The sequence below is a fragment of the Janthinobacterium sp. GW456P genome (genome assembly GCF_002127655.1).
Classification (GTDB): domain Bacteria; phylum Pseudomonadota; class Gammaproteobacteria; order Burkholderiales; family Burkholderiaceae_D; genus Janthinobacterium.
In genome coordinates this window covers 385,577-408,432 of record NZ_NEHB01000001.1, presented here as the reverse complement: position 1 = coordinate 408,432, position 22,856 = coordinate 385,577, and the positions used below count along the sequence as shown (strand labels likewise).

Below are 22,856 nucleotides of genomic sequence, written 5' to 3'. Positions count from 1 at the left end.
GGATAATGAAACATCATGGCAATTCATATCAAAATAATTGCTGAAAAATGATTTGAATAAATTTTTTTATAGAAATGTCTTATACAAGAAGCACACCGCACAATGAAAAAAGCCGCCAGTACGGCGGCTGTGCGCGGCAAGTGAACCTACAATCAAAAGTCGTGATTCGGCGGATACTTGCTGTAAAAATCGTTATCCCATTTGAAGTTGGTAAACGCCACCGTCATCGACACGTCGAGCGCCTCGACGAAATGCCAGCAGCCGACGGGCAAAAACAGGATCTCGCCCGGCGCCAGCACGCATTCGCGCACCTGCACGTCGGCCATCAGCGGATAGCGCTGCAAGTCGATGGCGCGTCCGTCGACGGGCGTAAAACAGTGGCGCTGGTTATACACCCGCGCCACCTCGCAGGCGGCCATGATGCGCAGCCGCTTGCGCCCCTGGACCTGCGCCATGAAGTTGTTCGTCAGGTCGTGGTGGAATGGCGTCACCGTACCGGCCGGGCCGAACCACAGAAAACCCGTGGGGCCGCCACTCTGCTCCAGGTATTCGGGCAGCTGGCCGATGTCGTCCCACAGCTCGCGCAAGGCTTGCCGGTTCTGCGAATTGTTATTCGCCGTCATATAGAAATCGTTGGTCGCGCCGCTGCCCTCGACCAGGCTGGCATATTCGCCAAACGCCATCTTGCGCTTGTGCGCCACGCTGTTCATTTCATACTGCGCGTCCGCTTCGCGGCCGAACTGCACTTCCACTTCGCGCTGCGCAAAATGTTCGCGGAAGTAGGCCGGGCTCCACTTGGCCATCGCGGGCCAGTTCTCCATCATGCCCGTGATGATGACGGGCTGGTTGGTCGAATAGAATTCGTCCAGGAATTCCTGCGAGGACAGCCTCTCGCGGCGTGGAATTTCGGGCGGGCGCAACTGGTTCAGCTTGCGCTGGATGTCGATCACCCAGTCGCGCTTGGCCAGGCGGTTCGACAGCCGCACGGCGCCGGCCAGGTAGGGGCTGTGCAGCGCCAGCTCGATTTCGCGGCGCGCCAGGCCTTCGGCGATGCCGGCCTGCTGCAGCACCGGCATCAGCGCCGACGGGTGACTGCCCAGCATGAGGTTTTCCGCGATCCAGCTGCGCCACTCGCGGCTCAGTTCCTGTTCCGGATGTTTTACTCCCAATGTCGACACTGCCGCCATCGCCCGTCTCCTCTTTTTTATATGAACAAGCGGCCGGGCAGCAATGCCGCCCGGCCGCATCCTGCTACGCTAGCACACGGTTAGCGCACCTTCCACACCTCGGTCGCCAGCACGCCATTCGCGTCGCCATCGAGTTCCCACGAGAACGCGCCGCGCAAGCCCTGGTCCTTGACGTATTTCACCTTGGTGCCGATGACGGTCGGATCATCATAGCTCCACCATTGGCCGCCCGCCCCCGTGTACAGATACAGCTGCTTGGTCACGGGATGGTAGTAGCGCGTGCCGGCCTTGGCGACGAGGATTTTATAGTCCTCGATGCCCGACTCGTACGTGCCCGGCGCTGTGCCCGTGGCCGCCTGGTACAGGCCATCGCCGTTCGGTCCCGGCGCCACGCCCGTCCAGCCGCGGCCATAGAACGGTATGCCCAGCAACAGCTTGTCGCGCGGCACGCCGGCGGCAATCATGTACTGCACCGCCTTGTCGCCCACGTATTCGCGCGCCATGCCTGTCGACGGATCGGCAGGGTCGGCATACAGCTGGGCGTTGAAGTTGGTACTGTTTTCCCAGCCGCCGTGGAAGTCGTACGTCATCAGGTTGATCCAGTCCATGTACTGCGAGTACAGGGCCGGTTCCGTGTTGTCGATCTTGTCCTTGCCCGCACCGACAGCGGCCGTCAACAGGTAGCGCTTGCCGTTGGCGGCGCCGAGCGCATCGAGCTGGCTGCGGAATTCCGCCATCAGCAAGGTGAAGTTGCGCTTGTCGTTGGGGCTGACCGTGTTGTACGGCTGGCCGCCGCCGACCGGGTATTCCCAGTCGATGTCGATGCCGTCAAAGATGTTGGCCGCCGCACCCACGCCACCGCGCCCGCCCTGCACCGGCAGGTTGCCCTTGATGTAGATATCGATACACGAACGCACCATCTGCTTGCGCAGCGCATCGGTGGCCGAACCGACGGAGAAGTTCTTCGACCAGCTCCAGCCGCCCAGCGAGATGAACAGTTTCAGATTCGGGTGCGCCGCCTTCAGCTTTTTCAGCTGCAGGAAGTTGCCCGACAATGGAGCGTCCCAAGGAATGGCCTGGCCATCGACGGTGCGCTTCGGCGTGCGGATGTAGTCGGCCTCGGCATCGCCGCCCGTGCCCGCGTCCGGCGAATTCGGATTCGTCGCGCCCGGCTCCGTCTTGGTGATCATGCCGCATTCGTAGCCGCCGTTTTTCGGATAGATATTGCCGAAGGCGTAGTTGATGAAGGTCAGCTTGTCGGCCACGCCGCTCGTGTGCACGTTCGCCACTTCGTAATCGCGGCCATACACGCCCCATTGCGCAAAGTAGGAACCGACTTCGCGGCCGGTCGGCGTTGGCGTTGGCGTTGGCGTCGGCGTCGGCGTCGGCGTCGGCGTCGGCGTTGGCGTCGGCGTCGGTGTTGGCGTTGGTGTTGGTGTTGGTGTTGGAGTCGGCGTCGGTGTCGGGGTTGGCGTGGTGCCGCAGATCTCCAGGCTGGTCCATGGTTTGCCCGTGCCGGCGGCGCCGCTGCTGGTTGACGGGTTGTCGCCCTGCGTCCAGTAGTTGGCGCGGTAATTCGTACCCGCATAGCTGACGGTGGCGCCCGCGCTGTAAGCCGTGCCGGCCGCCCACGCCAGTGCGCAGGTGCCGCTGGTGGGAGTCGGCGTTGGCGTTGGCGTGGGTGTCGGGGTTGGATTCGGCGTCGGGGTCGGTGTCGGCGTTGGCGTGGGGGTGGGAGTCGGCGTAGGAGTTGGCGTAGTTCCGCCGTCGCACATGCCGCCGGCGCTCCACAGGCTCGGCGTGGAGACGGGGTTCCAGCCCGAGCCCACGTGGTCAGTCTGCGTCACCAGGGCCGTGTAGTTGGCGCCCAGGTAAGTGACCACCGTGCCCGCGTTATACGTGCCGCCCTCCTGCCACGGCACGCAGGCGACCACCGTGCTGGCCGCCAGCAATTGCGAGCCAGCCGGTGCGCCGGCGTCGCCGCCACCGCCGCATGCCGCCAGCACGCCACCGCTGGCCAGACATATCATCATGTTCCTGATCGTTTTTTTGAGTATTAAATTTTCCACGCTGTCTCCTGTTCAGGTTTGCGGAAATGCCACTCTGCATCGATAAGAGTTACCCTGTGATTTTGGTTTTCTGCAGTTGCAAGAACAGCATGCTGCTGAAAAAATAGGCGGTCAAGTGGTTTTGAAGTGGCCTCAAAGTGCGCAATACCACTTCACGCAAAAAGCGCAGCGGCATATGCGAACGGCGTGTTGTCCTACTGGACAATCAAAAAACAGCAGAGGGAAGATGAAAAAAGACGCTGGACGGGAAAAAGACAGACCAGTTTTATAATACGGCGTAAGTGGTATTGCGCCGGCTTGCTGCGCCGCTGAACGCGGCAACGGCGGGTGCGTGCCTGGCCACCCGCCGTATTTTGAATGCTTATTGCGCCAGATCAAACACCGCCATCGACTCCACATGGGACGTGTGGGGGAACATGTTGACCACGCCCGCCTTGCTCAGCACATAACCCGCTTCCAGCGCCAGGATGCCGGCGTCGCGCGCCAGCGTCGACGGGCTGCACGAGACGTACACGATACGCTTGGGCAGCAGGTCCGGACGCACTTGCGACAGGCCGACCAGCGCCTGGCACAGGGCCATGGCGCCATCGCGCGGCGGGTCGACGAGGATGCGATCAAAACGGCCCAAGGCGATCAGGTCGTCCGTCGTCACTTCGAACAGGTTGCGCGTCGAGAACGAGGTTTTTTCCGCCAGGCCATTGGCCAGCGCGTTTTCCAGCGCCCGCTCCGTCAAGGTGGTGCTGCCTTCGATACCCACCACTTCACTGCCTTGCGTGGCCAGCGGCAAGGTAAAATTGCCCAGGCCGCAGAACAGGTCGGCCACGCGGTCCGTCGGCTGTACTTCCAGCAAACGCAGGGCTTTCGACACCAGCACGCGGTTGATGTGGTGGTTCACCTGCGTGAAATCGACGGGCTTGAACGGCATCTTGACGCCGAATTCCGGCAGCAGGTAGTGCAATTGCTTGTCCAGCGGATAGAACGGCACGGCCGTTTCCGGGCCTTTCACCTGCAGCCACCATTGCACGCCATACTCGTCGGCAAAGGCCTTCAGCTTCGTTTCATCGTCCGCCGTCAACGGCGCCATGATGCGCAGGACCATGGCGGTCACGTCTTCGCCCACGGCCAGTTCGATCTGCGGCATCTGGTCGAAGATGGACAGCGAAGCGATCAATCCACGCAGCGGCAGCAGCATGGCGGAGATGTGCGGCGGCAAGATTTCGCAGCTATCCATGTCGGCGACAAACGCCGATTTCTTTTCATGGAAGCCCACCAGCACGGCGTCTTTCTTCTTGACGTGGCGCACGGACAGACGCGCGCGGTAGCGGTAGCCCCAGGTCGGGCCATACATGGGGCGCATGATGCTTTGCGGACGCACCTTGCCGATATGCCACAGGTTGTCTTCCAGCACGCGCTGCTTGATCGCCACCTGCGCCGACGGTTCCAGGTGCTGCATCGAGCAGCCGCCGCAATTGTCGAAATGCTTGCACTTGGGCGTCACGCGCATAGCCGATTCGCGGTGCAGCGCCGTCATGCGGGCCATTTCCCAGTTCTTCTTTTTCTTGAACGTGACAAAGCTGACGCGCTCGCCCGGCAGCGCGCCTTCGACAAACACGACCTTGCCCGGCGAGCCGTCTTCGTTCTCGATATGGCCAACGCCACGGGCGTCCATGTCGAGCGATTTGATTTCGAGGATATTTTCTTGCATAGCGATCAATAGGTAAGAGTGGGCCAGGACGCAGGGCCGCGCTGGAACTTGCAAACAATGGGGGAAAGGTCAGGCGCCGCGAGCGGGGCGTATGATAGCAGATGCGGCCCCGGAAATACCGGGACCGGGCGTCCTAGAGCAGTGAGTCGCGCACGACGCCGCGTGCCGCCATGGCGCGTTTGAGCTTGATCAAGGCTTCCTGCTGGATCTGGCGCACGCGCTCGCGCGTCACGCCCATTTCTTCGGCCAGGGTTTCCAGGGTGGCCGGATCGTCGTTGTCGAGGCCGAAACGGCGCATGATGACGACGCGCTGCTTGTCGGGCAGCTTGGTCAGCCAGTCGCGCACCAGCACCGTCATTTCATGGTGTTCCGCGCGCGCATCGGGGCTGTCTTCGCTGGCGCCGGGCAGCATGTCCATCAGCGACGATTGCGGATCGTTGTCGAGCGGCGCGTCGAGCGACGTGGCGTGCTCGGACAGGGCCAGGATATCCTGCACCTCTTCCACAGGACGGCCCACGAGGTGGGCGATGTCTTCCGCGGTGGCATCCTTGCCGTCGTGGTGCTGGGCTTCCAGATGATATTTGCCGCGCAAGATTTGGTTCAGTTCGCGCACCATGTGCACGGGCAGGCGCACCGTGCGCGCCTGGTTCATGATGGCGCGCTCGATGCTCTGGCGTATCCACCAGGTGGCGTAGGTAGAGAAGCGGAAACCGCGCTCGGGCTCGAACTTGTCGATGGCGCGCATCAGACCGATGTTGCCCTCCTCGATCATGTCGAGCAAGACCACGCCGCGGTTGATGTAATGCTTGGCGATCGACACGACCAGGCGCAGATTGTGCTCGATCATGGTTTGCCGGGCTTCGAAATTGCCCTGCTTGGCCAGGGTGGCGTAATGCACTTCTTGCGCCGCCGTCAGCAGAGGCCGCGTGCCGATCTGGTTCAGATAGTGCTGCGTGGTATCGGTCGACAGCTCGGCCGCCAGCACCTTTTTCAGTTCATCGACACTTTCGACCACCACGCTGACGCTGGCTACCTCGCCACCCTCGCCCGCGTCGACGGCGTCAATGCCGTCGAGCTCGCCGGCATCGTCCGTCACGACTTCGTCTGCCCCGTCTTCCGGCAGTTCCGGGTCATCGTCCAGCTGGTCGTGCGGCGCGTGTGTCATTGCTTTACCTAACGGTTAGGCAGGAATTTCGAAGGGTCGACAGGCTTGCCCTGCTGGCGGATTTCAAAGTGCAGCTTCACGCGGTCGGCATCGGAATCGCCCATTTCAGCGATGGCCTGGCCTTTGTTGACGTTCTGCCCTTCCTTCACCAGGATGCTGCGGTTATGCGCATAAGCCGACAACAGGCTATTACTGTGCTTCACGATGACAAGATTACCATAACCACGGATTCCGCTCCCGGCATACATGACTTTTCCCGCGCCTGCTGCCACCACTTGCTGGCCGGCCTTGCCGGCAATATCGACGCCCTTGTTCTTGCCTTCGTCAAAAGTGCCGATGACCTTGCCTTCGGAAGGCCACATCCAGCTGATCTTGTCGTCGCCAGGCGCCGATGCGGCAGAGGCTGCGGCAGCCGGTGCGGCGGCGACAGTTGCCGCCGGCGCGGGCGCCGGCTTGGACTCGCCGGTACCGCCATCGGCGCGCAGCTCGGCCAGGGTGGCGTCGGAATACGCGCGCTTCTCGCCGCGCGGGCCCGTTTTCTTCGGCACGGCAGGCGCGGCCGGCTTGACTTCCGTCGACGGCGGCATCACGATGGCCGACGTTTGCGCGCCGCCTGTCTCGCCAGTCGGCGGCAGCACGCGCAACACCTGGTCGACCTTGATGTCGTTCGGGTTGCTCAAGTCGTTCCAGGCCACCAGGTCGCGGTAATTCTGGCCATGCTCGAGGGCGATGCGCAACAGGGTGTCGCCACGCTTGACCGTGTAATAGGCCGGATCGCGGTCGCGCGGATCGCTGGCGGCGGCGCTGCTGCTCGATGGATGGCGCTCAACGACGGGCGCCTGGACGCCAGTGGTGCCGCAACCGCTCAACAGGGCGGCCAGCGTGACGCTGCATATCAGTATGTTACTTTTCTTAATCATTCGCATGTAATAGTATGTCCTGCTTGCTAGCTGATCCGGGGATCATATGGTGCCCGGGCGCAAAGGCACGAAATGGCAATCTTCCAGGGTTTGGCTGGTCCATTCCGTTTTCCCCACCCGGGTAATGAGTTGTAAGTGTTGCAATTTAGCCCCCACCGGCGCAACCAGACGCCCGCCGGGCGCCAGCTGTTCCAGCAAGGCTTGCGGGACTTCCAGGCCGGCTGCGGCAAGGATGATCCCGTCGAAGGGCGCCGCCTGCGGCAGGCCAAGCATACCATCTCCGTACTGCAAGCGCAGATTCGACACGCGCAACGGGCGCAAATTGGCCTTCGCCAACTCGTGCAAGGGCCGGATGCGCTCGATCGAATACACCTCCTTCGCCACCAGCGACAGCACCGCCGCCTGGTAGCCGCAACCGGTGCCGATTTCCAGCACGCGCTGCAAGCTGCCGCCCTGGCGCATCACTTCGATCATGCGTGCGACGATATACGGCTGCGAGATGGTCTGGTGGTGGCCGATCGGCAAGGAGGCGTCGATGTACGCCTGCGATGCCAGCGCCTCGTCCATGAACAGATGGCGCGGCACGGCTTGCAGGGCGTCGAGCACCACCTGGTCCTTGACGCCCTGCTTCGCCACGCGGGCCACCATGGCCCGGCGCACGGCCTCGGAGACCAACGGGTTTTGCCGCGGCGGCGACACCACGGCCGGCTGCGCCCGCTCATTGGCGATGGCTTGGGCGCGCGACGGCGCGATGGCCGCGTGCGTGCCATACGGCGGCGCTGCGCCGCGCGCCGCGTTTTGCGCCGCATTCTGCGTGGCCGTCTGCGGCGTGGCGATCCTGGACTGGGCCAGCGACTGCCCCCCGCCCTGCCTGGCGGGCTTGCCGGCCAGCGAATCGAGGGAAAGGGGGAAGGTACGCGGCTTGTCAGTCATAGTGAGCGGTCATGCCAGGCCTTTTGCCAGTGCATCGAGTTGGGTGGTATGGGTCAGGTCGATCTGCAGCGGCGTGATCGATACTTGTCCATGTTCAACGGCATGGAAGTCCGTGCCCGGGCCGCCTTCCTTGGCGGCGCCGGCGGGGCCGATCCAGAAGATTTCACGGCCACGCGGGTCGAGCGCGCGAATGACGGGCTCGGCAGAATGGCGCTTGCCCAGGCGCGTGGCCGCCATGCCTTGCAATTGCTCGTAAGGAATGGCGGGGATATTCACGTTCAGCAAATACGGTTTCTGCAGGGCGTCGAACTGGCGCTCGACGATTTCCCGCGCCACGCGGGCAGCCGCGTCCAGGTTGGCCCAGCCGAACTGCGACTGGGAAAAGGCGATGGCGGGAATGCCGAACAGATAGCCTTCCGTAGCCGCCGCCACGGTGCCCGAGTACAGGGTGTCGTCGCCCATGTTGGGACCGTTGTTGATGCCGGAGACCACCAGGTCGGGGCGCTCGATGAGCATGCCCGTCAGCGCCACGTGCACGCAGTCGGTGGGCGTGCCGTTGACAAAATAAAAGCCGTTGGCGGCCTTCTGCACGGACAGGGGCCGGTCCAGGGACAGCGAATTGGACGCGCCCGAACGGTTGCTGTCGGGCGCCACCACCACGATGTCGGCAATGGGCGCGAGGGCGTCGGCCAGGGCCGCCAGGCCAGGCGCCAGGTAGCCGTCGTCGTTACTGATAAGGATTCTCATAACGAGATTTTACCTGAAGCAATGCCCACACTGCGCATGCCGCACGCCGATAGGCAGCATTTTTTGTGCCGCCGCGTGAACCTGGCGCGCAAGCTCAGCGCTGCTCGATGCGCGCTTCCGACAGCGCCCCTTCCAGCGCCTGCACCTCATCCTCCTGCAAGGCCAGCAAGGCATTCAGGTCGCCTTGCAACTTGTACATTCTTTTCAGCTGCGCCATGCCGCGCCTGCGCAGCTTGCCCGGCACGCCAGGGCGCAGCAGGCAGGATTTCAAATGTTCGGCCAGTTCGCCCGCCTGCGCATACTGTTCCCGTTCGATCATGCCTTGCAGCATAGAGATCATGCTGGCCAGGGTGTCCGGCTCGGCCGCATCCTGTTCGTTGGCGCGGCCGGCCAGGATGGTTTCCTGCAAATGCCGCGCACCGTCGAGCACGCTGTCCGCATGCCCCGTGACGGACGCATTCAAGAGCCGGTCACTGCCGCTGAGCACGGCGTCTTCCAGCAGGCGCGCCGCCTCGTTGTCGCCCTGCTGCTGCAGGGTGCCGGCCAATTGCTTCTTGCTGTGCAAGGTATCGAGGTGGTCTTCGCCCAGCAGGCGCGCATGCACTTCCAGCACCTGCTCCTGCACGCTGCGCGCCGCATCGAGTTCACCGCGCCGCAGCAGCGCCTCGGCCAGCTTGCGCTGGCTCATCAAGGTTTCCGGATGGTCGAGCCCGTGCGTGCGCTCGCGCGCCGCCACCTGGTCTTCATGCAGCTGGCGCGCGCCGGCCCAGTCGCCCTGCCCGGCCACGATATCGGCCAGCAAGTCGCGCGTGGACAGGGTCGCCGCATGGTCGCCGCCCAGGCGCCGCTCCTGCACCTGCAGCACGGCGGCGAGCAGGCGCCGTGCGCCCTCCAGGTCGCCTTCGCGTCCCAGCGCCTGCGCCAGGGCCAGCTTGCTGCGCAAGGTATCGCCATGCTCGGCGCCAAACAGGCGCTCGCGCGCCGCCACCACCGTGCCCAGCAATTGCCGCGCCTGCGCCAGCCTGCCCATGCGCAGCAAGGTGGCGGCGCGGCCATCCATCGCATCCAGGGTCAGCGGATGCTCGCCGCCCAGCTGGCGCACGTAGGTGGCCAGCACCGTATCCTGCAGCAGCAGCGCCGCCGCCAGCTCGCCCTGCAGCAACAAGGTTTTCGCCAGGCAGGCCCGGGCGGCCAGGGTGTCGGGATGCTCGCTGCCCAGCACGCGCTCGCGCACGTCGAGCACGTCTTCTTCCAGGAAGCGCGCTTCATCGAGCTTGCCCAGCTGGCGCAGCAGGCGCGCCATGCCGCTCTTGCACGCCAGACTGTCGGGATGCTCCTCGCCCAGCAGGCGCACGCGGATCTCGACGCTCTGGCGGAAGGCGTCGAGCGCCTGCGCGCTGCGTCCATCCTTGCGGTACAGCTCGCCCAGACGGGCCAGATCGCGCGCCAGCGGAAGGGCCACGGCGCGGCCCGGTTCCAGCTGCAAGGCCTGGCGCGCTTCGCTGATGGCGCCCAGCAAGGCGATTTCGCGGCTCGATTGCCAGGGAAAGTAGCCGCCCGTCAGCCAGTGCAAAAAGGCTTCGAAGGTGCGCGTAAGGGAAAAGCGGTCGCCGCCCTGGTCGATGCGCACGGCCAGCTGCTCGCCATAGGCAAAGGTTTTCGTCTGCTGCAGCTGGACTTCGTCGAAATAGCTGTCGAGGGCGATCTGCGGCAAGCCGTAGGACGTGCGCAGCAGGCGCTCGAACATGGGCTGGAAGCCGGCGATGCCCTTGTGCACGTCGCCGCGGCGCCACTCGGCGCGCTGCGCGCCATCGCCCATTTCTATGCGCGACGGCAAGGGATACACGAGCAGCGGGCGCTGTTCATCTTCATGGCTGCGCCGGTACTCGATGGCCCGCGTGACGAGCGCGTCGACGCCCTCCAGGCTTTGCCGGTTTGGCGTGAAGACCACCACCAGCTTTTTCGGCAGCAAGGTGGTGCAGATGCCGGCGCTGTCCGTGCGCCCCGTGCGCGAATCGACGAGCACGTAGCGGAAATGCTGGGCCAGGGTGTCGGCAAAGCAGCGGAACAGGGCCGGGCAGCTGTCGAATAGCTGATCCCAGCGCATCTGCGCCAGACGCTCACTGTAGCTGGCGTCGAAGCGCCCCGCGCGCATCAGGTACAACGGACTGCCCTGGTCGACGCGCACCACGTACTGCTGCCAGTCGATGGCGTCGAGCACGCGCTGGGCCAGCGCCGCGTCCTCGCGACCGGTACCCTGCCCGCAGGCGCGCCCGCCCGCCGTTTCCAGACTGATACGTTCGATCTGCTGGCGGCACGCCTCGAAGAACTCGAGCACGCCCGGCCGCTCCTCGTGCTGCTCGAAATAATGGTGCAGGCCCGGCGCTTCCATGTCCCAGTCCAGCATCAGCACGGGCACGCTGGCGTTTTCCCGGCGCGCCAGCAGGACGGCGATATTCGACAGGGCCATGGTGCGGCCGGTGCCGCCCTTGTAGGAATAGAAGGTGACGACTTCGCCAGGGGCGCTCAAAGGCGGCAGGGAGAGGCGTTGGCATTCCATGACGGGACCTTTTACGTGATTAACGTGGAAAGTGGGGAGGCGGAATGGCGCGCCATTCCGGTGGAATATCGGGCAACACGAAACGGCTGCAATCGTGGCCGGGCGGTGTTGACCGCTTGAGCAAGTGGTAATGCGTGGCGATGCGCTGCACGATGCGTTCGATGTCGGGCAGGTATTGCGGATTCGACTTCAGGTCGCCGCTGGCCAGCGTATAGCCGGAAAAATCGACGTACAGACCCGACTCCGTGATTTGCGGCGGCAAGCCGTCCGGATGGCGCGTCATGATGATGGGGATGATCAGGTGGCTGGGCAGTTCATACCAGGCGCGGCGCTCTTGTTCGATCAGCTGCATGGCGGCAAATTCGCGCCGCGTGTAGCCGTGCGCTTCATATTTGGGCGTGTACAGCACGATCATGCAGACGCTCTGGCACATGGCGCGCGCCACGCGCTGGTCGATATCGTCGCCGCCGCCCAGTTGCTCGCTGTCGATGAACAGGACTTCCTCGCGGTCGAGGTGCGGCTCCAGATAGCACGCCAGCGCCTCGATGAGGTCATTCTTGAACTTGTTCATGAACGCATATTGGCCGTGTGCATAACTCAAGAAACAGCCGTAGCGGATCTCCATGGCATCCCCCTGTTCCCCGTGCGGCCCTGCCGTCGCCGCGCCTCATCCTGCAAGGCATGAGCTCACTGTAGACTGCCCGGCAACAAGACTGTTTGCGCTGGCACAAAGATGTGTCTGGCGTCCTGGACATGCGTCACAATGCCAGAAAATGGCGTGATCGCGCCGTTTTCTGGCATGCCCGGCGCGCAGGCACGCAGCGCGCGAAAAACGCTACTCGCTTGATAACAAAGGGAAATAAGCCGGCGCGCCGATGGCGCCGGCAAGCAGGACCTACGCGTCCCTGGCCGGCAGGTTGCGGAAGAACTCCACCACTTCGTTTGTGTCACGCGTACGCTTGAACGGCGGCAGGCTTTGCCAGATGCGCTTGCCGTACGGCTTGGAAATGAGGCGCGGATCGCAGATCATCAGCACACCCCGGTCGCCCTCGTCGCGGATCAGTCTGCCCGCGCCCTGCTTCAGGTTGATGATGGCTTCCGGCAGCGAATGGTGCATGAAACCATTCTTGCCCTGCTTTTCCATCACTTCGATGCGGGCGGCCAGCACCGGGTCGTCCGGCGGCGCGAACGGCAGCTTGTCGATGATGACCAGGGACAAGGCATCGCCGCGCACGTCGACACCTTCCCAGAAGCTCTGGCTGCCAATCAGCACGCCATTGCCGGCGGCGCGGAACTGGTCGAGCAATTCCGTACGGCCCTTCTCTCCCTGCACGAACAGGGGGAAGTTCAGGCCCCGCTGCCTGAATTCGTCGGCCAGACGCTCGGCGGCCCGCTTCACGGCGCGCAAGGTGGTGCACAGGAAGAAGGTGCGCCCGCCCGCCGCCTCGATGATGGGCAAGGCGCAGTCGATGACGGCATCCGTGTAGCCGAGCGAGTTCGGCTGCGGCAGGTTTTGCGGCACGAACAGCAAACCCTGCTGGCCATAGTCGAACGGACTCGGCCACGTATGCGACGGTTCGCCCGTCAAGCCCATCTGCTCGGAAAAATGCTTGAAATCGTTTTTCACGGCCAGGGTGGCGGACGTGAAAATCCAGCTGCGCGGCGTGCCTTCGCGCTGGTTGTTGAAGATCGGCGCGATCGACAATGGCGTTTTGTGCAACTGCAGGGAACTGGAAAACGCTTCCACCCAGAACACGGCCTCTTCACCGGCCGCCACTTTCGCCTTCGGATCGAACTTCCAGCCGCTCAATTGCTGCGCCAGCTCGACGCCGCGCACCCTGCACTGCTCCAGCGTTTCCGCCCGTTCCGCCTGGGTTTCCAGCACGGCCACCATGCCGTCAAGCTCATCCTTGAGCGTGTCGAGCGCAGGGAAAAAGTCGCTCGACGGGGCGATCTGCGGCAGCGACAGGCGCACGATATCCTGCGGGAACGTCAGGCGCAGGTCGCGCGCCGCCTTTTCCACCACCGTCACGGTCTTGGCCCAATCGATGCCGCGCGCGTGCGCGAGTCCCTCGGCAAGCACGTCGCGGCACAGTTCCAGGATTTGCGAGGTCGACACCGTGTTACCGAAGAACAAGGTTGCCGTATCGGGCAGCTGGTGTGCCTCATCGAAGATGATGGTATTGGCCGAAGGCAGCAATTCGGCCACGCCCGTGTCTTTCAGGGCCACGTCGGCAAAGAACAAATGGTGGTTGACCACCACCACGTCGGCCTGCTGCGCTTCCTTGCGGGCCTTCATGACGAAGCAATCCTGGTAATACTGGCACTCGGCGCCCATGCAGGTGTCGCGCGTGGACGTCACCAGGTTCCAGATCATGGCGTTTTCCGGCACCTTGGCCAGTTCGGCCTTGTCGCCGGAGCTGGTCATCTTGATGAAGCGCGAAATTTCGCGCAGATGCCCCACGTCGTCGCGCGAGGTCATGCGCCCGTTCTGCAGGGTGCGTTCCAGGTGGTAATGACAGACGTAGTTCGAGCGACCTTTCAGCAGGGCGACGGAGACGGGCGCCTGCAGCGCGGCGCGCACGGTCGGGATATCGCGCAGGAACAATTGATCCTGCAAGTTTTTCGTGCCGGTGGAAACGATGGTCTTGCCGCCCCACATCAGGGCCGGCACCAGATAGGCGAAGGTCTTGCCGGTGCCCGTGCCCGCCTCGGCGATCAGGGTCGTCTGGCTGTCGATGGCGCTGGCGATGGCCTTGGCCATTTCCGTTTGCGAACGGCGCGGCTTGTAGCTGCCCACGGCCGGACCGAGCGGGCCGCCGGCGCCAAACAGGCGCTCGATGTCGGCATCATGCTTGCCAGGCGCCGCCTGTGGTTCGGCCGGCGGAGTCGCTTGCAGATCGGTCGGCTGGCCATCCGGGTTTACTGGCAATAAATTGTGATCGGTCAAAATATACTTAAGTGAAGGCTGGACTGGACGCTACTGGCGCCCCTCAGGCGGGAACGTCGGGCACCAACTGCATTTTCAGCAAGGTGATGTGATCCTTCAATTGCAATTTGCGCTTTTTCAGGCGGCGCAGTTGCAGCTCGTCATGGTGGCCATCGAGTATCAGCAACTCGATGACGGCATCGAGGTCGCGGTGCTCCACGTTGAGTTCAATCAGGCGCCGCTCTATTTGCTGTGCATCGCTCATGTGTTGCGTTCCAGGCAGTGTTGGTAACAGTGTTGGGAAACCGGCGCGGCGCGCGCAGGCAGCCATGGTGCATAGTTTAACCTGCCGCGCGCGTTAGGGCACGCCATTTCCGGCGTCCCCCTGCGCGGCGGTGTTATTTGACCGGCGGCACAGGCGCGGCAGCCGCCGGCGCGCTGGCAGCGGCGGCTGCCTTGGCGGCCTTGGCATCGGCTTCGGCCTGGCGCTCGGCCAGGCGCTGGGCCACGCGTTTCTGACGCGCCACGGCATCAGCCTGTTTCTTCGCATAGGCTGCTTCGCGGGCGGCGCGGCGCGGCGCCTCGGCGGCATCGTCGGCCGCTTGTTTCGCCACTTTCGCCGCGTGCTCGGCCTCGCGCTCGGCAACGCTCTTGCCTTGCGGCTTGGGCGGCGCCGGATCGGGCGTGACCACTTTCACGGGCTTGGGCACGGCCGCGGCCCGCTGCTCGGCATCGAGGCGCGCACTTTCCTGCGTCCTGGCCAGGTCGATATCGCGCAGGCGCACGGACTCGGCGCGCTTGAAATAATTCGCTTCCGCGTCGATGGCGCGCAGGCGCACGAGGATCAGGCGGCGCTTTTCCTTGGCCTTGTCGAGGCAATTATTCACGAAAAACTTGTCATAGCACTCCAGCTCGCGCGCGGCAAACTCGTTTTCCGCCGCTTCGCGTTCGCTGGCCGACTGCTTCAGCTTGGCGTCCGCCTCCTCCACGGACAAGGTGGCGGGCACCTGCGGTGCGCCGACCTCATGCAACGCCGCGGCACCCTGGTGCACGCAGGCGGACAACGCCAGAACCAGGCCCAGCGCCGCACCCAGCTTGTATAGTGTATTTGCCATCATGTTCCTTATCCCTGCCTCAAACGATCGCGTCGGCCGCGCCGCGCTGTTCTTTTTCCATGTATTCGCGCGATTGCATCTCGATGATACGCGAAACGGTGCGGTGAAACTCGTTGGCCAGCATGCCGTTCGTGTACAGCTCATCAGGCGGCACTTCGGCCGACATGATCAGCTTGACTTTCTGGTCGTAAAACACGTCGATCAGCCAGGTGAAGCGGCGCGCCTCGGACGACTGCGCCGCCGACATGGCCGGTATGCCGGACAATATCACCGTATGGAAGCGGCTGGCGATTTCCAGGTAATCATTTTGCGAACGGGGCCCGCCGCACAGGGTGGCGAAATCGAACCAGATGATGCCACCGGCGCGGCGCAGGCAGTGGATTTCGCGGCTCTCGATGCGGATGCGCGCATCTTCGTCGGCCGTCTCGGCGATGCGCGTGTAGGCGTCGCGCAGGGCCCTATCCGTGTCCGCGCCCAGCGGCGTGTAGTAACTCTCCACCTGCTCCAGCGCGCGGCCGCGGTAGTCGACGCCGGCGTCGACGTTCATCACGTCGAGTTTTTCCTTGAGCAGCGCGATGGTCGGCAGCATGCGGTCGCGGTGCAGGCCGTCCGGGTACAGCAGGTCCGGGTCGTAATTCGAGGTCATGATGAAGGACACGCCATTGGCGAACAGGGCCGACAGCAGGTTGTACAGGATCATCGCGTCGGCGATGTCCGAGACGTGGAATTCATCGAAACAGATGAGGCGGTATTTCTTGGCGATGCGCTTGGCCACCTCGTCGAGCGGATCGGCCACGCCTTTCAATTCATCGAGCTGCTGGTGCACGCCGCGCATGAATTCGTGGAAGTGCAGGCGCGTCTTGCGCACCAGGGGCACGACCGAGTAAAAACTGTCCATCAAGAACGATTTGCCGCGCCCCACCCCGCCCCACATGTACACGCCTTTCGGCACGGCGGGACGGTTGATCAGGCGCTTGAAGGTGCTCGAGCGCTGGCCCTTGTAGGCCACCCACTCGTCATAGCACAGCTGCAGGCGGTCGACCGCGCGCCGCTGGGCGGCATCGGCCTTGAAATCACGCTTCTGCAACGCGTGCTGGTAAAACTCTTCTACGTTCATGGGATTCGCTTTAACGCACAAGGGCGCCGGCGGAAAAAATCCGCGAGCGCCCCTGCTGGACTAACTACAATTAAAAGTTCAAGGTACGCTTGTCAATCGCCAGTGCCGCTTCCTTGGTCGCTTCCGACAGCGATGGGTGAGCGTGGCAGATGCGCGCGATGTCTTCGGCCGAGGCCTTGAATTCCATCGCCACGACGGCTTCGGAAATCAGTTCGGACGCCATCGGGCCGACGATGTGCACGCCGAGGATTTCATCGGTCGTCGCATCGGCCAGGAATTTCACCATGCCCGAGGTGTCGCCCAGCGCGCGCGCACGGCCGTTGGCCATGAACGGGAAGGTGCCGGCCTTGTAGGCGATGCCTTCCGCCTTCAGGGTTTGCTCGGTCTTGCCGACCCACGCGATTTCCGGCGAGGTGTAGATCACCCACGGAATCGTGTTGAAGTTGGTGTGGCCATGCTGGCCGGCGATACGCTCGGCCACGGCAACGCCTTCTTCTTCGGCCTTGTGCGCCAGCATCGGGCCGCGCACGACGTCGCCCACCGCCCAGACGTTCGGCAGGTTGGTCTTGCAGTCGCCGTCGACGGCGATGAAGCCGCGCTCGTCGAGCTGCAGGCCAACCTTGTCGGCGCCCAGGCCGTTCGTGTTCGGCGTGCGGCCGATCGAGATGATCAGCTTGTCGAACACGGCTTTTTGCGCTTCGCCCTTGGCGTCCACGAATTCCACGGTGACGTCTTTCTTGCCCGGCGTGATCGCGCCGATCTTGCAACCAAGGTTGATCTTCAAGCCTTGCTTGGTAAACAGCTTCGACGCTTCCTTGGCGATCTGTTCGTCGACGGCGCCCAGGAAGACCGGCAGGCCTTCCAGCACGGTGACGTCGGCACCCAGGCGGCGCCAGACGCTGCCCATTTCCAGGCCAATCACGCCGGCGCCGATGACGCCCAGCTTGGCGGGTACGGCGTCGATGGCCAGTGCGCCCGTGTTCGACAGAATCAGTTTCTCGTCGAATGGCGCGCCCGGCAATTCGCGTGCGTTCGACCCCGTGGCGATGACCACGTGCTTGGCGCTCAGCGTTTCGTTGGCTTCGCCCGTCACGCTGATCTCATACGCGCCAGCGGCGGCGGCGGCGAAAGCGGCGCGGCCGTGGAAGAAGGCGATCTTGTTCTTCTTGAACAGGTACAGGATGCCGTCGTTGTTTTGCTTGACGACGGTGTCCTTGCGCTTGAGCATCTGGCCCAGGTTCAGCTTCAGGCCGGCGACGTCGATGCCGTGCTCGGCGAAGCTGTGGCCCGCGTGTTCGAAATGCTCGGACGATTGCAGCAGCGCTTTCGACGGGATGCAGCCGACGTTGGTGCAGGTACCGCCAGGCGCGGCGCCGCCCTTGGCGTTCGACCACTCGTCGACGCAAGCGACGGAAAAGCCCAGCTGCGCTGCGCGGATGGCGGCGATGTAGCCGCCAGGGCCCGCACCGATGACAACTACGTCAAATTGTTTAGTACTCATGTTTTGTTATTCCAATCTCTTCGTCTGGTACGAAAATCCACAATAGAAGGTAAATCGCCACGCCGAAGCCGAAGGTCAATGTAAACAGGACGAAGACGAGGCGCCAGATCCACGCTTCCATGCCGGAAGCGCGGCCCAGGCCGCCGCACACGCCGCCGAGCCAGCGGTCGTCGCGCGAACGGCGCAGGCGGTTGAATTCCTGCACCAGGTCGTTCGACGGACCATGGCCGGCAGCGGCGCCGGACGTGCTATCCGGCTTGTCCAGGTTGATATTGCTCAGGAGCTTGGCTTTCGCTTGCGCGAATTCCGCGTCGCTCAGGGCGCCCGCCAGGTGCAACTCGTGCAGACGCTTGATTTCTTCAGAGATGTTCATAGGAATCCTCTTTCATTGAGATCAGCCAGCTGCGTCTTCTGGCAAGGGGTATCAGCTACATTGCCCCGGCGGCTGCGCCGGGGGACTACAGTGCTTACAGGTCCAGCAGCAGGCGTGCAGGATCTTCCAGCGCTTCTTTCATCGCCACCAGGCCCAGGACGGCTTCGCGGCCGTCGATGATGCGGTGGTCGTAGGACATGGCCAGGTAGTTCATCGGACGCACCACGATCTGGCCGTTTTCGACGACGGCGCGGTCCTTGGTCGCATGCACGCCCAGGATGGCCGATTGCGGCGGGTTGATGATCGGGGTCGACAGCATGGAGCCGAAGGTGCCGCCGTTCGAGATCGAGAACGTGCCGCCCGTCAGGTCGTCCAGGGTCAGCTTGCCTTCCTTGGCTTTCGCGCCGAATTCACCGATTTTTTTCTCGATGTCGGCGATCGACAGCTGGTCCGCGTTGCGGATGATAGGCACGACCAGGCCGCGCGGCGAACCGACAGCGATACCGATGTCGAAGTAGCCGTGGTAGACGATATCGTTGCCGTCAACGGAGGCATTGATGATCGGGTACTTTTTCAGGGCGGCGACGGCGGCCTTGACGAAGAAGGACATGAAGCCCAACTTGACGCCGTGCTCTTTCTCGAACTTGTCCTTGTACTTGTTGCGCAGGTCGATGACCGGCTGCATGTTCACTTCGTTGAACGTGGTCAGGATGGCGTTCGTCGATTGCGATTGCAGCAGGCGCTCGGCGATACGTGCGCGCAGGCGGCTCATTGGCACGCGCTCTTCCGGACGGTCGCCCAGGTTGGCGGCCGACGGGGTGGCCACTTGCTGCAGGGCCGGCTTGGCAGCGGCTGGCGCCAGCGGCGCGACAGCTGGCTTGGCGGAAGCGGCCAGGGCGTCGCCCTTGGTCACGCGGCCGTCTTTGCCCGAACCGGCGACGTCGCCGGCGGACAGGCCTTTTTCGGACAGGATCTTGGCGGCGGCAGGCATGGCGACATCGCCTTTGGTCGCAGCGGCTGGTGCCGAAGCGCTGGCGGTATCCTGGGCGGCGGCAGCCAGGGCTGGCGCAGGCACAGCGGAGACTTCCATCGGGCTGACCTTGGCCGAGCCGTCGGTGTCGATGATGGCGATGACTTCGCCGGCAACGACGGTGGCGCCGTTATCCTTGATGATCTGCACGATCACGCCGGCGGCAGGCGCAGGCAGTTCCAGCACGACTTTGTCGGTTTCGATGTCGATCATGTTTTCGTCGCGCGCAACTGCTTCGCCGACTTTCTTGTGCCATGCCAGCAGGGTCGCTTCCGCAACCGATTCCGACAACTGGGGAACTTTGACTTCGATTTGTGCCATGTAAAACTCCGTTTATTTTGTTATTGCGGCGCCGCCCCTGCGTAGCAAGGACGGCGCTCCGTCATGATATCTGCGAGCAGGCGCCATGCATACACATGGCGCCCCTTATCGAGCCAATTACTTGGTCAGGATAAAACCCTTCAGCTTCGAGAATGCCGTTTCCAGCAGGTCTTTTTGCTGGGCGTAGTGCTTGTCATAGTAACCGACAGCAGGCGACGCCGAAGCGGGACGGCCGGCGTAGGCCAGACGCTGACCCGACTCCAGGCCTTCGAAGATGTTGTGCTGGATCTGGAACCAGGCGCCCTGATTTTGCGGCTCGTCCTGCGCCCAGACGACTTCGACCAGGTTCGGGAACTTCTTCAGTTCGGCAGCGAACGACTTGTGCGGGAACGGATACAGCTGTTCCAGGCGCACGATGGCCGTATCGGTCTGGCCGCGGGTCTTGCGTGCGTTGACCAGGTCGTAGTAGACCTTGCCCGAGCAGGCGACCACGCGCTTGACTTTCTTGGCGTCGATTTTGTCGTCGACTTCGCCGATCACGGTCTGGAAACCGCCCTTGGCCAGGTCGGTCAGCGGCGAACCGGCATCCTTGTTGCGCAGCAGCGACTTCGGCGTCAGGATGACCAGCGGCTTGCGGAACTGGCGCACCATCTGGCGGCGCAGCAAATGGAAGATCTGCGAAGCCGTCGTCGGCTGCACCACTTGCATATTGTTGTCTGCGCACAGCTGCAGGAAACGCTCGGGACGCGCGGACGAGTGCTCAGGACCCTGGCCTTCGTAACCGTGCGGCAGCATCATGACCAGGCCCGAAGCGCGGCCCCACTTCACTTCGCCGGAGCTGATGAACTGGTCGATGACCACTTGCGCGCCGTTGGCGAAGTCGCCGAATTGGGCTTCCCAGATCGTCAGGGTGTTCGGTTCAGCGGTCGAGTAGCCGTATTCGAAGGCCAGTACGGCTTCTTCCGACAGCACCGAGTCGATGACGGTGAACGGCGCCTGGTTGTCCGATACGTTTTGCAGCGGAATGTAGGTGCCTGCATCCCAACGCTCGCGGTTCTGGTCATGCAGCACGGCGTGGCGGTGCACGAAGGTGCCGCGGCCGGCATCCTGGCCCGTCAGGCGGATGGCGTAGCCGGACGATACCAGCGATGCGTAGGCCAGGTGTTCGCCCATGCCCCAGTCCAGGTTCATTTCGCCGCGGCCCATGGTGGCGCGGTCGCCCAGGACTTTTTCCACCAGCGAGTGGACCTTGAAGTCTTCCGGCACGGTGGTGATGCGCGCGGCCAGGCGTTTCAGTTCCGTCATCGGCACGGCGGTGTCGGCCGAGTCGGTCCATTTTTTGTTCAGGAACGGCAGCCAGTCGACGGCGTACTTGTTCTTGAAGTTCGAGATGACCGGATCGACGGTGTGCTTGCCGGCGTCCATGGCGTCGCGGAAGGCGGCCACCATCTTGTCGCCGCCATCGGCAGGGATCACGCCTTGCGCCACCAGCTTGTCCGCGTACAGCTTGCGGGTGCCTGGATGCTGGCCGATGCGCTTGTACATCAGCGGCTGCGTCAGCGCTGGCGTATCTTGCTCGTTGTGGCCAAGCTTGCGGTAGCAGATGATGTCGAGGACGATGTCCTTCTTGAATTCCATGCGGTAGTCGAGCGCGATCTGCGTCGCCAGTACCACGGCTTCAGGATCATCGGCGTTGATGTGCAGGACCGGTGCCTCGATCATCTTGACGACGTCCGAGCAGTACAGGGTCGAGCGCGAGTCGCGCGGATCCGAGGTGGTGAAACCGATCTGGTTGTTGATCACGATATGCACCGTGCCGCCCGTGCCGTAGCCGCGGGTTTGCGCCAGATTCAGCGTTTCCATGACCACGCCCTGGCCGGCGAAAGCGGCATCGCCGTGCACCAGGATAGGCAGCACTTGCGCGCCGTGCACGTCGCCGCGGCGGTCCATGCGGGCCTTGACGGAACCTTCGACCACGGGGTTGACGATTTCCAGGTGCGACGGGTTGAACGCCAGCGACAGGTGGACCGGGCCGCCCGCGGTCGAGATGTCCGACGAGAAGCCTTGATGGTACTTCACGTCGCCTGCAGGCAGGTCGTCGCCATGCTTGCCTTCGAATTCTTCGAACAGTTCCTGTGGCGCCTTGCCCAGGGTGTTCACCAGCACGTTCAGGCGGCCGCGGTGGGCCATGCCGATCACGATTTCCTGCACGCCTTTTTCGCCGGCGCGCTGGATGGTTTCATCCATCGAAGCGATGAAGGTTTCGCCGCCTTCCAGGGAGAAGCGCTTCTGGCCCACGTAGCGGGTGTGCAGATAGCGTTCCAGGCCTTCCGCCGCGGTCAGGCGGTCGAGGATATGGATTTTTTTCTCTGGGGTGAAATTCGGGGTGGAGCGGATCGATTCCAGTTTCTCTTGCAGCCAGCGCTTTTCGGCCGGATCGGAGATGTACATGAATTCGGCGCCGATCGAACGCGTGTAGGTGTCGCGCAGATAGTTGAGCAGATCGCGCAGGGTGGCGGTCTCGGGGCCAAAATAGGTATTGCTGATGTTGAATACGGTGTCCATGTCCGCATCGGTGAAACCGTAGAAGCTCGGCTCGAGTTCCGGGATCATCGGACGTTCCTGGCGCTGCAGCGGATCCAGATTGGCCCAGTGCGTGCCCAGGTAGCGGTAGGCGGCGATCAGCTGCGTGGCGGCGACGCGCTTGCGACCCATTTCAGCATCGAAGGAAGCGGTCACTGTGCGGATCGGACCTGCTTTTGCGCGCTCGGCGAACGAGGCGACGACGGAGGCATGCGCCACGTCAGGCTTGTTGGTGCCATCGACGGCAGGCACGTGCTGCATTGCGTCGAAGTAGGAACGCCAGTTATCGGGTACCGAGCCTGGATTGTTCAGATACGCCTCGTACAGGTCTTCCACGTACGGAGCATTCCCACCGAACAGGTAGGAGTTGGTCGTTAATTGCTGCATATATTGCTCACCTTTCTTCGCGCTTCGCGAGGAATTAGCGGGTTAATCTAACCTTCCGCGACACGGCCTGACCGGTTAGCGGATTGCACATCAAGTTGTGGGGAAGGGCTTTTTTATTGCACCAGCATTCTGCATACCGTCATTTAGAATAGCACGCGGTATTGTAACGCAACAACTGCCAGTTGAATTTTATTTGGCAAGCAAATGTAAGCTG

17 protein-coding genes are annotated in these 22,856 nt (G+C 63.1%); all 17 read right to left on the bottom strand.

Going from position 1 to position 22,856, the window contains the following annotated elements; genetic code table 11:
• Window positions 1-152: 152 nt before the first annotated feature.
• Complete coding sequence (locus CBW66_RS01670) at window positions 153-1,187, bottom strand: cupin-like domain-containing protein (protein WP_086136334.1); 1,035 nt, start codon at window positions 1,185-1,187, stop codon at window positions 153-155.
• Window positions 1,188-1,267: 80 nt separating this feature from the next.
• Window positions 1,268-3,220, bottom strand: a complete 1,953-nt coding sequence (locus CBW66_RS01665) for a glycosyl hydrolase family 18 protein (RefSeq protein WP_230491977.1) — start codon at window positions 3,218-3,220, stop codon at window positions 1,268-1,270.
• A gap of 397 nt (window positions 3,221-3,617) precedes the next feature.
• Complete coding sequence (rlmD, locus tag CBW66_RS01660) at window positions 3,618-4,961, bottom strand: 23S rRNA (uracil(1939)-C(5))-methyltransferase RlmD (protein WP_086136333.1); 1,344 nt, start codon at window positions 4,959-4,961, stop codon at window positions 3,618-3,620.
• A gap of 133 nt (window positions 4,962-5,094) precedes the next feature.
• Window positions 5,095-6,126, bottom strand: a complete 1,032-nt coding sequence (gene rpoS / locus CBW66_RS01655) for an RNA polymerase sigma factor RpoS (protein ID WP_070223369.1) — start codon at window positions 6,124-6,126, stop codon at window positions 5,095-5,097.
• A gap of 8 nt (window positions 6,127-6,134) precedes the next feature.
• Window positions 6,135-7,046, bottom strand: a complete 912-nt coding sequence (locus tag CBW66_RS01650; protein WP_086136332.1) for a peptidoglycan DD-metalloendopeptidase family protein — start codon at window positions 7,044-7,046, stop codon at window positions 6,135-6,137.
• Between the two features lie 42 nt (window positions 7,047-7,088).
• Window positions 7,089-7,979, bottom strand: a complete 891-nt coding sequence (locus CBW66_RS01645; protein WP_086136331.1) for a protein-L-isoaspartate(D-aspartate) O-methyltransferase — start codon at window positions 7,977-7,979, stop codon at window positions 7,089-7,091.
• 9 nt (window positions 7,980-7,988) lie between these two features.
• Window positions 7,989-8,726: a 5'/3'-nucleotidase SurE gene (surE, locus tag CBW66_RS01640; protein ID WP_086136330.1), complete on the bottom strand. Its 738-nt coding sequence runs from the start codon at window positions 8,724-8,726 to the stop codon at window positions 7,989-7,991.
• A gap of 94 nt (window positions 8,727-8,820) precedes the next feature.
• A complete protein-coding gene (locus CBW66_RS01635; protein WP_170932901.1) occupies window positions 8,821-11,286 on the bottom strand; it encodes a tetratricopeptide repeat protein in 2,466 nt (821 codons plus the stop codon).
• A gap of 19 nt (window positions 11,287-11,305) precedes the next feature.
• A complete protein-coding gene (locus tag CBW66_RS01630) occupies window positions 11,306-11,911 on the bottom strand; it encodes a toll/interleukin-1 receptor domain-containing protein (RefSeq protein ID WP_070219201.1) in 606 nt (201 codons plus the stop codon).
• 270 nt (window positions 11,912-12,181) lie between these two features.
• The gene (locus tag CBW66_RS01625) at window positions 12,182-14,185 is read right to left on the bottom strand and encodes an ATP-dependent DNA helicase (protein ID WP_086136446.1); all 2,004 of its coding nucleotides are present in this window, start codon (window positions 14,183-14,185) and stop codon (window positions 12,182-12,184) included.
• Window positions 14,186-14,279: 94 nt separating this feature from the next.
• Window positions 14,280-14,480, bottom strand: coding sequence for a YdcH family protein (locus CBW66_RS01620; RefSeq protein ID WP_034752051.1), 201 nt, complete (start codon window positions 14,478-14,480; stop codon window positions 14,280-14,282).
• Window positions 14,481-14,613: 133 nt separating this feature from the next.
• Window positions 14,614-15,333: a hypothetical protein gene (locus tag CBW66_RS01615; RefSeq protein WP_086153602.1), complete on the bottom strand. Its 720-nt coding sequence runs from the start codon at window positions 15,331-15,333 to the stop codon at window positions 14,614-14,616.
• Window positions 15,334-15,349: 16 nt separating this feature from the next.
• Entirely contained in the window at window positions 15,350-16,447 is a 1,098-nt protein-coding gene (gene zapE / locus CBW66_RS01610) for a cell division protein ZapE (protein WP_086136328.1), read from the bottom strand.
• Between the two features lie 70 nt (window positions 16,448-16,517).
• A complete protein-coding gene (gene lpdA, locus CBW66_RS01605) occupies window positions 16,518-17,948 on the bottom strand; it encodes a dihydrolipoyl dehydrogenase (protein WP_086136327.1) in 1,431 nt (476 codons plus the stop codon).
• A complete protein-coding gene (locus CBW66_RS01600) occupies window positions 17,938-18,321 on the bottom strand; it encodes a PspC domain-containing protein (protein WP_086136326.1) in 384 nt (127 codons plus the stop codon). Before CBW66_RS01600 ends, lpdA begins: the two co-directional genes overlap by 11 nt.
• 94 nt (window positions 18,322-18,415) lie before the next feature.
• Window positions 18,416-19,672 (bottom strand): 2-oxoglutarate dehydrogenase complex dihydrolipoyllysine-residue succinyltransferase, encoded by a 1,257-nt coding sequence (gene odhB / locus CBW66_RS01595; RefSeq protein ID WP_070219196.1) that lies wholly within the window; start codon window positions 19,670-19,672, stop codon window positions 18,416-18,418.
• 117 nt (window positions 19,673-19,789) lie between these two features.
• Window positions 19,790-22,642: a 2-oxoglutarate dehydrogenase E1 component gene (locus CBW66_RS01590; RefSeq protein WP_086136325.1), complete on the bottom strand. Its 2,853-nt coding sequence runs from the start codon at window positions 22,640-22,642 to the stop codon at window positions 19,790-19,792.
• Between the last annotated feature and the right edge of the window lie 214 nt (window positions 22,643-22,856).